Origin of the sequence: Mesorhizobium sp. M5C.F.Ca.IN.020.29.1.1 (assembly GCF_003997375.1) — a bacterium.
GTDB classification, from domain to species: Bacteria; Pseudomonadota; Alphaproteobacteria; order Rhizobiales; family Rhizobiaceae; genus Mesorhizobium; species Mesorhizobium wenxiniae.
The window spans coordinates 1-11,322 of record NZ_RZSW01000164.1; the positions used below are offsets into that span (position 1 = coordinate 1).

General features: G+C 62.3%; 9 protein-coding genes and 1 pseudogene. 9 read left to right on the top strand and 1 reads right to left on the bottom strand.

Annotated elements, in window-relative coordinates; translation table 11 throughout:
- Window positions 1-1,030: FAD-dependent oxidoreductase (locus EOA85_RS15175; RefSeq protein WP_164759673.1), on the bottom strand; the 1,030-nt coding region annotated here is incomplete at its 3' end.
- A 788-nt stretch (window positions 1,031-1,818) separates the two neighbouring features.
- Here EOA85_RS15175 and EOA85_RS15185 point away from each other — a divergent pair.
- From EOA85_RS15185 to EOA85_RS15220, 9 genes and pseudogenes are all read left to right on the top strand, one after another.
- Complete coding sequence (locus EOA85_RS15185; protein ID WP_127210045.1) at window positions 1,819-3,483, top strand: ABC transporter ATP-binding protein; 1,665 nt, start codon at window positions 1,819-1,821, stop codon at window positions 3,481-3,483.
- Window positions 3,484-3,521: 38 nt separating this feature from the next.
- Window positions 3,522-5,192 (top strand): peptide ABC transporter substrate-binding protein, encoded by a 1,671-nt coding sequence (locus tag EOA85_RS15190; RefSeq protein WP_127210047.1) that lies wholly within the window; start codon window positions 3,522-3,524, stop codon window positions 5,190-5,192.
- 63 nt (window positions 5,193-5,255) lie between these two features.
- Window positions 5,256-6,206 carry an ABC transporter permease gene (locus EOA85_RS15195; protein ID WP_065009363.1) on the top strand — a complete coding sequence of 317 codons (951 nt, stop codon included), beginning with the start codon at window positions 5,256-5,258 and terminating at the stop codon, window positions 6,204-6,206.
- 34 nt (window positions 6,207-6,240) lie between these two features.
- Complete coding sequence (locus tag EOA85_RS15200; RefSeq protein ID WP_065009362.1) at window positions 6,241-7,119, top strand: ABC transporter permease; 879 nt, start codon at window positions 6,241-6,243, stop codon at window positions 7,117-7,119.
- A gap of 58 nt (window positions 7,120-7,177) precedes the next feature.
- Entirely contained in the window at window positions 7,178-8,491 is a 1,314-nt protein-coding gene (locus EOA85_RS15205) for an FAD-binding oxidoreductase (RefSeq protein WP_127210053.1), read from the top strand.
- Window positions 8,492-8,553: 62 nt separating this feature from the next.
- Window positions 8,554-8,777 (top strand): annotated as a pseudogene (locus EOA85_RS38995) (threonine synthase); the annotation flags it as partial.
- A gap of 39 nt (window positions 8,778-8,816) precedes the next feature.
- A complete protein-coding gene (thrC, locus tag EOA85_RS15210; protein WP_245485778.1) occupies window positions 8,817-9,980 on the top strand; it encodes a threonine synthase in 1,164 nt (387 codons plus the stop codon).
- A 36-nt stretch (window positions 9,981-10,016) separates the two neighbouring features.
- Window positions 10,017-10,961, top strand: coding sequence for a homoserine kinase (locus tag EOA85_RS15215; RefSeq protein WP_127210049.1), 945 nt, complete (start codon window positions 10,017-10,019; stop codon window positions 10,959-10,961).
- 38 nt (window positions 10,962-10,999) lie between these two features.
- Window positions 11,000-11,322, top strand: a 323-nt coding sequence (locus EOA85_RS15220) for an aminotransferase class I/II-fold pyridoxal phosphate-dependent enzyme (protein ID WP_127210051.1), incomplete at its 3' end; no start/stop codon positions are given.

Genomic DNA, 11,322 nt, shown 5'->3' on the forward strand with positions numbered 1-11,322 from the left:
GCCGAATCTGCCTCATGTCAGGTTTGGGGTCGAGAATCCGATTCCGTTCCATTGGTGTCACGTCGTCAAGTACCCATTTCCTCAGGCTTTCATGACCTTGACGCCAGCCCTCGAACGCTCCCGGGGCCAGACTGCGCCAGCGGCGGGCGAACATGGGCACGAACTCGCGGCTGAACCTGAGCTGCTGCGGCGTTGGATCGACTCGCGCCCGCCCGCTGATCGCCAGCGTGTATCCACCGTTGCCGCGCCGCGTCAGCGAGACGCGCGCGGTATGCAGGGCATCCGGCAGGCCATTTGCGCCCGGCGCTACGGCTAGAATGGACTGACGCACGGCAGCTTGCGGGAAACGAACACCAAGCTGGTTGCAAAAGGAAGAAGCCCACGCGCCTCCGGCCATGACCACGGTCCTTGTCCGGATGGTTCCCGCTTCTGTAACGACGCCGCTGACCCGGCCGGCACTCAACTCTATGCCGCGAGCCGTGCAATATTGATGTACGGAGCCGCCAGCCGCCATGATCCCTCGCGCGGCTACAGGTACCGCCCTCGAGGTGTCTGCCGTTCCGTCGGTCGGTGAGAAAACGCCGCCCTTCCACTTGCAGCCGGTCGCTTTACCCCGTTCGGTGGCTTTTTCCGCGCTCAGCATATGCGTCGTGACGCCGACCGTCCTTGCAAAATCGCGCCACTTTGCCCAACCTGCGAGTTCATGGTCGCTTTGCGAGAGATAGAGCAGCCCGCAACGGCGAAAGCCGGTCTCTTCGCCAGTCTCCTGCGCCACTTTTTCCCAGAGATCGAGGCTCTTGGTTGCCATCGGCAACTCGCGCGCGTCACGGTTCTGCTGGCGGCACCAGCCCCAGTTGCGGCTGGACTGTTCGGCGGCAACGCGCCCCTTCTCCAGCAGGGCAACGCTGACGCCGCGGCGTGCGAGATAATATGCCGTGAATACGCCTACCACGCCGCCGCCGATGACGACGACGTCCGCCTCGCGAGGCAGGGATGGGCTGGAATCGATGTGCATGAGCGGCGCGGGCATGGATGGGGACTCCGGTAATTTGAAGCATCCTAACCTGCCCCCTACAGAGGCAGGCCGCGAAGTTTGTGCCTGGACGGAATATCGTGCGGTTAGCGGCCTCTAGGACGGGCAATTATTGCGCGAAAAGCTCGCTGGTACCGGGGCAAGCAGGAGTACACTTCATGCAGCCGCGTCATGTACGGCATGGCTATTCAGGGCGCGCGGCGCACAGTTGTCGACCCTGATCGGCAGTGCCTTGCCTACATTGCGATGGGCCGCACGGACACCGTTCCGCTCGACCGCATTGCGTGGCAGACGGTGCCGGTGCACACCGGAAAGCCGTGGTTCCTGCCCGTCGTGGGGGCGTATAACCGCATGAAGGATATGGTTGCCGGATCATGTCGCGGGCCCCGAACAGCTGCAGAGTGAAATGCCGAACTGGACGTTCTTTTCAGAACTTCCTGCCGCCCGAGGGCCAAGTTTCGATGACTCTGCGGAAACAAAACAGTCAAACTGGCTGAAAGAACGGAGCAACCTTTCCTTATGGCAGGCAAGCTCCAGAGGACTTCCGATAGGCAGGGCTTACGCCTTCGGAGAGTTCTCCAACAAAAGGAACAGTGTCCGGTACACGGACCGAATTTGATCAAGGGAGCCGCCAGGATGAGCAGAATCCGTTTCTCGCAGCCTCAATGCGCGAAGCGCCGAGATGGCCAGACGACGGCCGCTCCGGTGAGGCGCTTCTGCTCAAAGGGCGATGATTGGGTCCGCAACAGCCTGGACCCGTTCGGTTTAAAGGGGAGGTGATCTCGATGGTCGCAAGCATCCAGGCTGTAGCCCCCCACGATGTGGCGCTTTCGATACGCGACCTCACGGTGAATTTGCCGGAAGGCATGGAACGGACCCATGCCGTCGAGAACATCTCCTTTGATCTGAAGCGCGGTCAGATCCTGTGCATCATCGGCGAATCCGGATCGGGAAAGTCTGTCACAGCCAATGCGATCATGGGGCTTCTGCCCAAGGTGATCCGCGTCTCCTCGGGCGCCATCCAGCTGGATGGGATGAACATCATAGGTTTGTCGCCCGACAAACTGCGCAGCCTACGCGGTCGGGTTGTGTCGATGATTTTCCAGGATCCGCTCTCGGCACTCAACCCGCTGATGACGGTGGGCGCGCAGATCGACGAAGTGATGGCGGCACATGGCGTCGGCACCCCGAAATCCCGTCGCGGCCGCGCTGTCGAGTTGCTGACCGAGGTGGGGCTGCCTGACCCCGAACTCATGTATCATCAGTATCCGTTCCGGCTTTCTGGCGGGCAGCGGCAGCGGGTTATGATCGCCATGGCGCTGGCGCTTGAACCCACGATCCTGATCGCGGATGAACCGACAACCGCGCTCGACGTGACCACCCAGGCACAGATTCTGGAGCTGATCCGCGACATTCAGCGCCGCAAGGGAATGAGCGTCATGTTCATCACCCACGACTTCGGGGTGGTGGCCGAGATCGCAGACAGTGTCGTCGTGATGGAGAAGGGCCACATCGTCGAACAGGGTAGCGCTCAACAGGTCCTGACGTCGCCCAGCCATCCCTACACCCGGCGCCTTATCGCAGCCGTCCCCCACCTGACCGGCGAGGACCGCATTCCTCTGGAGACGGCCAACAAAGCGCCGATCCTGAAGGTCGAGGGCCTGGTGAAGACCTACCGCAGCGGCAGTGCGCTGTTCGGCAAGGAGCGCGTCGTGCCCGCCGTTAACGAGGTCTCGTTCGATCTGGCGCCCGGGCGCACGCTGGGCGTCGTTGGCGAGAGCGGTTCGGGCAAATCATCGCTGGGCCGGCTTCTGATCAAGCTGCTGGACTGCGACGGCGGCGGGATTCTGTTCGAGGGGCAGGACATCGCGAAGCTTTCCGAAGCTGAGTTCCGCCCGTTGAGGCCGCGGGTCCAGATGATCTTCCAAGACCCTTTCGCCTCGCTCAACCCGCGTTCGACTGTCGGCCACATCCTGACTGTTGGCCCGGTCGCGCACGGGATGCCGTATGCCCAAGCGCGTGAAGAGGCGAAGGTGCTACTGGCTCATGTCGGTCTCGATACCGGCGCCTTCGGCCGCTATCCGCACGAATTTTCCGGTGGGCAACGCCAGCGCATAGGCATCGCCCGGGCGCTGATGTTCAAGCCGAAGCTGCTGATCGCCGACGAGGCCGTGTCGGCGCTCGACGTTTCGATCCAGGCGCAGATCCTGAAGCTGCTGGACCAAATCCAGCGAGAGACCGGCGTATCGATGATCTTCATCACCCACGACCTGCGCGTCGCCAGCCAGATCTGCGACGAAATCGCGGTGATGCAGAAAGGGCGGATCGTTGAACGCGGACCACCCTCGCAGATCTTCCTCGACCCGCAATCAGTCTACACGCGTGAGCTGGTGGCGGCGATTCCGGGAGAGCAGCCGGGAGCTAACCGCCCGGTTGCAGCAAACGGGTAAGAGCCACGGCGGACACCGCCAGAACAAGGGGAATTCCAATGAGTGAACGTACGAACTCCAAATCGAACTACTCGCGGCGCGACGCCCTTCGATTGATGGCGATAGGCGGGGCCGCAGGCCTCATTGCGCCCAATCTTTTGGGCAAACCCGCCTTCGCCCAGAACCCTCCAGCGAGCCCGACCGGCCGCGTCGTCGTCGGATTTTCGCAGGAACCCACCGTCTTCAATCCGCTGATGCCGCATACCGAGTGCGACGACGCCGTGCACTTCTCGGTGTTTGATGCACTCGTTCGCATGGACCCCAAGGGCGTTCTTCAGCCCAATCTTGTGGTCGAAGTGCCCAGCCAAAAGAACGGCGGCATTTCGGAGGATGGACTTTTGTGGCGCATCCGCCTGCGTGATGATGTTCGCTGGCACGACGGCCAACCCTTCACGGCCGAGGATGTGAAGTTCACGCTTGAGCTCATCACCAATCCTAAATTCCGCGCGTGGCGCACGGCGGGTCATTCGCTGGTGCGCGACATCAAGGTTGTCTCGCCGACCGAGCTCACCTGGCGGATGGAGGAGGCTTTCGCCCCCTACCTGTCGTTTCTCGCCGAAACCTTCATGGTTCCCAAGCACATCCTCGAAAAAGAGGCGGACCCGAACGCCGCCGCCTTCAATCAGGCGCCTGTCGGCACTGGCGCATTCAAGTGGGCGCAGCGCATCGCCGGCGATCACATCGAACTCGTCGCGAACACGGACTATGCCGGGGAGGGCCCCTATTTGGAGCGGCTCGTCTTCAAATACATCCCCGACATGACAGTGCTCTACACCCAGTTCAAGAGCGGCGACATTGATCTTGTCGACCAAGCGTTCATAACCGCCGACAACTATGCGGAAGCCAGCACACTACCGGATCGCGTGGTCATGTTGGAGCGCGGAGCATCGGTCGAGTCGATCTATCTCAATCTTGAGAAGCCGCAATTCAAGGACCCTGCGGTTCGCCAGGCGCTCTACGCCGCAATAGATAGGAAAGCGATCCTCGAAGGACTTTATTACGGGGTCCACAACCCCACCGAGACCTTCATGCCGCAGAATTCCTATTACTACAATCCGAACCTGCCGGCGCAGGAGTTCAATATCGAGCGCGCGAGCCAGATTCTCGACGAGGCCGGCTGGGTACCCGGACCCGATGGAATACGAGTGAAGGACGGGGTGCGTCTGTCGTTCGCAAACTCCACCACCTCCGGCAACCACCTGCGCGAGCAGACGCAGCAGTTCTTGCAGCAGACGTTCGCCGAGATCGGGGTGGAGATGACCATTTCGAACCTGCCGGCCGCCGTCATGTGGGGTGATTTCTGGCTCAAATCGCAGTTCGAATCAGCTATCTCCGGTGTAACCAATGTCATCGCGGGCGACCCCGACGTTACCAACCGCCTGCACACAAAGGCGATCGTCGCGAAGGGCGGAAAGGGCTCGAACACCGGCCAATACTCCAACCCGGAGGTCGATGCGCTGCTCGACAAGGGTACCCGCACCTTCGATCGGGAAGAGCGTCGCGCCATCTATCTGCGTGTTCAGGAAATTGTTCGTCAGGATCTGCCGTTCCTGCCTCTGTTTGCCTACGCCAATGTGTTCGGCCGCAAGGCAGGGCTGGAGGGTTTCGAGGCAAATTCCAACACCCGCGTCGCATCCTGGCATGCCGCCGGATGGCATTGGAAGGACTGACATTCTTACGCCGCCGCCTTAGGGCGGCGGCGTGTCACCGGCGTCTTGAAAGGGGAGAGTTGAATGCGTGGCTTCCTGCTCAACCGGCTCTCGCAGAGCCTCATCCTGCTCCTGATCGTGTCGGTCATCGGGTTCGTTGTCCTGAACTTGTTACCGGGGGGGCCACTGGCGCAATTCGGGCTCGATCCCGGCATGACGCAGGACGATCTCGATCGCCTGAAGGAGCAACTAGGGCTCAATCGGCCGCTGTGGATGCAATATCTCGATTGGGCCTGGCGGCTTCTCCAGGGCGACTGGGGCAACTCCTTCCGCGATGGGGCGCCGGTGCTGTCGGTGATCGGCCGGCACGTCTTTGCCACGCTGTTGCTGATGGGCACATCCACCGCGATCGCAATCGCCATTGGCACCTGGATCGGCATCCGTGGCGCCACGCACCGCTACTCGCTGTTTGACCATCTGGCGACGGTTGGCGCCATGGTCGCGCTGTCGATCCCGACCTTCTGGTTCGGGCTCGTCGGCATCTACATCTTTTCGCTCAAGTTGGGATGGGTGCCTGCGGGCAACATGTACACCATCGGCGACGGCTCGGTGCTGAACTATCTGCACCACCTTATCCTGCCCAGCCTCGTGCTGTCGCTGGTGCATGTGGCGATCTGGAGCCGCTACATGCGCACCTCCACCCTCGACGCGATCAGCCAGGATTTCGTCAAGACTGCCCGCGCCAAGGGCCTGACCGAGCGCCGAGTCATAATGAAACACGTCGTTGGCAATGCACTGTTGCCGATGATCACGCTGGCAGGGGTGCAGCTTCCCAGCATCCTGACCGGCGCACTGGTGACGGAGACAGTGTTTACCTGGCCAGGCATGGGGCGGCTGTTCCTCGACAGCCTCGGCTACAGCGACTACCCGGTCGTGATGGGGCTGCTGATGTTCTCGGCCATCCTCGTCATCCTGGGCAACCTGATCGCAGACATCGCGGTGGCGATCGTCGACCCGCGCATTCGCCTGGGTTGAGCGCGCAATCTCACCCCTGACAGGAGGCAGCCACATGACCGCTCTCGTCGCAAATGCAGGACAAGGCCGCTGGTGGCGCAGCCGCACGGTGCGCCGTTTCACGAGTCATCATCTGGCGCTGCTGGGGGTGGCGATGATCACGCTCCTCACGCTGGCATGCGTCTTCGGCCCTCATCTTCTGCCCTATGATTCGCTCTACATCGATTTGCGCGCCCGGTTTTCCCCGCCGCTGACCGGCCACCATTATCTGGGGACAGACCCGCTGGGGCGCGATCTGGCAGCGAGATTGCTCATGGCGGGAAGGATCTCGCTGGCGGTGGCCTTCTTCGCCATGTTGCTGTCGACGCTGATCGGAACGCTCGTCGGCGTAATCGCGGGCTATCGCGGCGGCTGGATCGGCGCGGCGCTGATGCGCACGGTCGATGGCTTCCTGTCCTTCCCGTCGATCTTCCTGCTGCTGGCGCTTGCTGCGGCGCTGAAGCCGAGCCCGGCTATGGTCACCGTCATCATCGCGGTCACCAGCTGGATGGAGGTCGCACGAATTGTTGAGGCCGAGGTCCGCTCTCTGCGCGAGCGCGAGTTCGTCCTGGCTGGGCGCATGCTGGGATTGAGCGGCGCCCACATCATGTTCCGGGAGATCCTGCCCAACGCCATGGGACCGATCATTGTGGCCGCCACATTGACAGTTGCGCACGCGATCCTTCTGGAAGCCTATATCAGCTTCCTGGGCTATGGCATTCAGCCGCCGCTGGCCAGCTGGGGTAACATGCTGGAGGGGGCCCAGCAGTATCTGGCGAGCGCGCCCTGGCTGGCGATCATCCCGGGCGCCGCCATCACCATCGCAGTCACCAGCTTCAACTTTATCGGTGACGGACTGCGCGATGCGCTCGACGTGCGAGATGACCGTGTCTGATCTCGTCAGCAAACGCGACCCACTGCAGATCCTAAAAACGCAACGGGAAGTAGCGCACGTGCATGAGGAGAAAGTCGCCGACAAGAACACGCCCTACTGGTGGGAAGCCGCACCTGTCAGGCCGCTGCCGTCGCAGCCGCTGGCAAAGCGGCTCGATGTGGCAATCGTCGGCGCTGGCTATGCCGGGCTGTCCGCCGGGCTGGTGCTGGCGCGTGAAGGACGGTCAGTTGCGGCCTTCGATGCGATGAACCCCGGGGAAGGAGCTTCGTCGCGCAACGGCGGGATCACCAGCGGAAGCATCCGACCGAACTATGCGACGATCACCAGGCGCTTCGGCGAGGCAAAGGCGATGGCGATCGAGGCCGAGGGCAAGATCGCCCGCGAGTTCCTGTACGACTTCATCGAGACGGAAGGGATCGACTGCGATTTCCAGCTGGTCGGCCGGTTCATGGGTGCTCTCGGATACGACCAGTACGAGAAGATGGCCCGCGGCGCCGAGGCGCTGGCGAAGAGGCTGGGGATCGAATCCTACGCTGTTCCGCATGCCGAGCAGTGCAACTACATCGGCACCGACTTCTACCGCGGCGGCATGGTTCGGATGGACATTGGCGGTTTGCACCCGGCCAAGTTGCACGCCGAGCTCCTGCGGGTGGCCTTGGCTTCCGGGCTGACGGTCCACTCACGAACGCCCGTGATTTCCATCGAGAAAGATGTGTCCGGGTTCCGTGTCGCGACATCGGCCGGGACTGTGCAGGCTCGGCAGGTGCTGGTCTGCACCAATGGATATACCGATGGCGGCGCGCCCTTCCTGCGCCGCCGCCTGGTGCCGGTCCGCAGCCGGATCATCGTCACCGAGGAACTTCCGCCTGAATTGATGGCGCGGCTGATTCCCAAGCTGATGATGATGGGCGAGAATCGGGAGCTGGGCTTCTACTATCGTCCTTCACCCGACGGCACGCGCATTCTGCTCGGTGGGCGAGACAGCTCCCGCGGCAACAGCGATCCGACAGCCCCGACGCTCCGCCTGCGTAACGGTCTGATAGAAATTTTCCCGGAGCTGGAGAAGGTTCGCCTTTCGTACAGCTGGTTCGGCAACGTGGCCATGAACCGCGACATGCTGCCCCGCATCTTTGAAAAGGATGGCGTGGTCTATGCGACCGGATTCTGCGGTTCGGGTGTGGTCTGGGCGCCGTGGGTCGGTATGCGCGCGGCCCACAAGCTCATGGGCCATGCCGACAAGGCGCGTTCGGCCTTCGACTTCCGGCCGCCCGCGGCCGTCCCGTTCTATCGCGGCAATCCCTGGTTCATGCCGGCGATCATCAAGGGCTATGCGCTGCAGGACACGATCGCCTGGTGGCGGGCCCGCCGCTGAGAAGCTGAAGGGCAGTCTCTCGAGCCCGGCCCGACGGTCGTGGCCACAAGGACAAGCATCACATGCACTATATCTCCACGCGCGGCTATCCCGAACGCAGGTCGTTCTGCAAGATCCTGCTTGAAGGCCTTGCGCCGGACGGCGGGCTGTATGTACCGGAGACTACCCTCGTGTGGATATTGCGGCGCTGGATCGGTGGCGTGGCTTGTCCTATCCCGAGCTCGCCTTCGAGATCCTGTCGCTCTACATCGACGACATTCCGCCGGCCGAGCTGAAGGCGATTTGCGAGCGGACCTATACGCCGGCGATCTTCGGAACCGACGAGATCGCGCCGGTGCGGCCGCTTGAGGCGGGCGTCTACGTCCAGGAGCTGTCGAACGGTCCCACGCTGGCGTTCAAGGACATGGCGATGCAGCTGCTCGGCAACCTGCTCGAGTACGAGCTGGCGCGCCGGCACGAGGAGCTCAACATCCTCGGGGCGACCAGCGGCGACACCGGCAGCGCGGCGGAATACGCGATGCGCGGCAAGAAGGGCGTGCGAGTCTTCATGATGTCGCCCCACGGGCGGATGAGCGCCTTTCAGCAGGCGCAGATGTTCAGCCTGCAGGACGACAACATCCACAACATCGCCATCGAGGGGGTGTTCGACGATTGCCAGGACATCCTCAAGGCCGTGTCGCGCGATCCGGAGTTCAAACGGCGCTTTAAGATCGGCGCGGTCAATTCGATTAATTGGGGTCGATTGGTCGCGCAGGTTGTCTATTACTTCTACGGCTACTTTCAAGTGACCGAAGACAGCTCGACCCACGTCGACTTTACCGTCCCTTCGGGGAACTTCGGAAACATCTGTGCCGGTCATGTCGCGCGGATGATGGGGCTCCCGATAGCCAGGCTCGTGATTGCGACCAACGAGAACGACGTGCTCGATGAGTTCTTCCGCACCGGGGTGTATCGCGTGCGCGGCCGGGCGGACACCCATGAGACATCGAGCCCTTCCATGGACATTTCCAAGGCCTCGAACCTCGAGCGTTTCGTGTTCGACATGCTCGGTCGCGACGCCGTCCGGACGAGATCACTGTTCGACGACCAGCTCCGGGAGCGAGGATCGTTCGATCTTGGTGGCGATCCCGCCTTCGTCGAAGTGGCGACACGCTTCGGCTTCCGCAGCGGCAGCAGCACCCATGCCGACCGGCTGGCGACGATCCGCGACACGTGGCGACGCCACGACACCTTGATCGATCCCCACACTGCGGATGGCGTGAAGGTCGCGCGCATGCACGCCGTCCCCGAGACGCCGATGGTCGTGCTCGAAACCGCGCTGCCGATCAAATTTGCCGGGACGATCAAGGAGGCTTTAGGCCGCGAGCCGGATCGGCCGCAACGGTTCATCGGCATAGAAGACTTGCCGAAGCGGTTCAAAGTCCTTCCAGCCGATGCACAGACCGTAAAGAACTACGTCGCCGAGATCGTGTTGGTTCCGGCTGAATGAAGGGTAGCTTTCGGCGACCGAGGAACTGTCTCAGCCATGGCTGTATTTACGGAACTGTCATTCGACGAGGTCGCAGCGTTCTTTCGGGCGCTGGGTCTAGGCGGGCCTCGTTCCGTTCGCGGTATCACGAGCGGAATTGAGAACACCAACTACTTTGTCGATACCGATGCGGGAGAGTATGTGCTCACGTTGTTCGAGCGCCTCACGTTCGAGCAATTGCCGTTCTACCTCCATTACATGAAGCACCTCGCTGCCCGGGGAATGCCTGTCCCGGATCCGGTTGCCAGCGTCGACGGAGAAATCCTTCACGCGCTGAAGGACCGACCTGCAGCGGTCGTGAACAGGCTTCCGGGCGCGAGCGAGACAGCCCCTGTCGCCGCGCACTGCCGCTCTGTCGGGGAGGTCCTGGCGCGGATGCACCTGGCCGGGAGCGATTTCCCACGACAACAGGCCAACCCGCGGGGCCTGGCGTGGTGGAACGAGGTGGCGCCGGTGGTCGGCCGCTGCGTGGCCGATGGACAGCGGTCGCTGCTCGCGAGCGAACAGGCCTTTCAGAATCAGATTGCCACGTCCTCCACCTACGAGCAACTTCCCAAGGGGCCGGTGCACGCCGATCTCTTTCGCGACAACGCGCTGTTCGACGGGGGTCGGCTGACGGGCGTCTTCGATTTCTATTTCGCGGGATGCGACGCCTTGCTGTTCGACATTGCCGTTTGTCTCAACGACTGGTGCGTCGATGACTGCACCGGCCGTCAACGCGATGACCGGGCCGCCGCATTCCTGGGCGGCTATGAGTCCGTTCGCGCGCTTGCGCCGGCCGAACGCGCATTGCTTCCCGCAATGCAGCGGGCGGGAGCATTTCGTTTTTGGCTATCGCGTCTCTGGGATCTGCACCTGCCTCGCAAAGCAGCGCTCCTCAACGCACATGATCCCAGCCACTTCGAGCGCATCTTGCGCGTGCTTCGCGGAGAGATCGCATGAGTAAGACAGCCCAGATTGAATCATTGGAGATAGGAAGGATGACGCCGACTCTAGAAAGCCGCCTTCGCGATCTTCTTGCGCAAATCGAGGCGGATGGCCTCTACAAGGCGGAGCGGGTGATAAGTTCGACGCAGTCTGCCGAAATCGAGGTCGGCGGGCGCGAGGTGCTGAATTTCTGCGCCAACAACTATCTCGGCCTTGCCGATTCGGAAGAGCTGCGCGCGGCCGCCAAGGCGGCGCTCGACCGCTACGGCTACGGCATGGCCTCGGTGCGCTTCATCTGCGGCACGCAGGAGGAGCACAAGGAACTGGAGGCGCGGCTGTCGCGCTTCCTCGGGACGGAGGATGCGATCCTCTATTC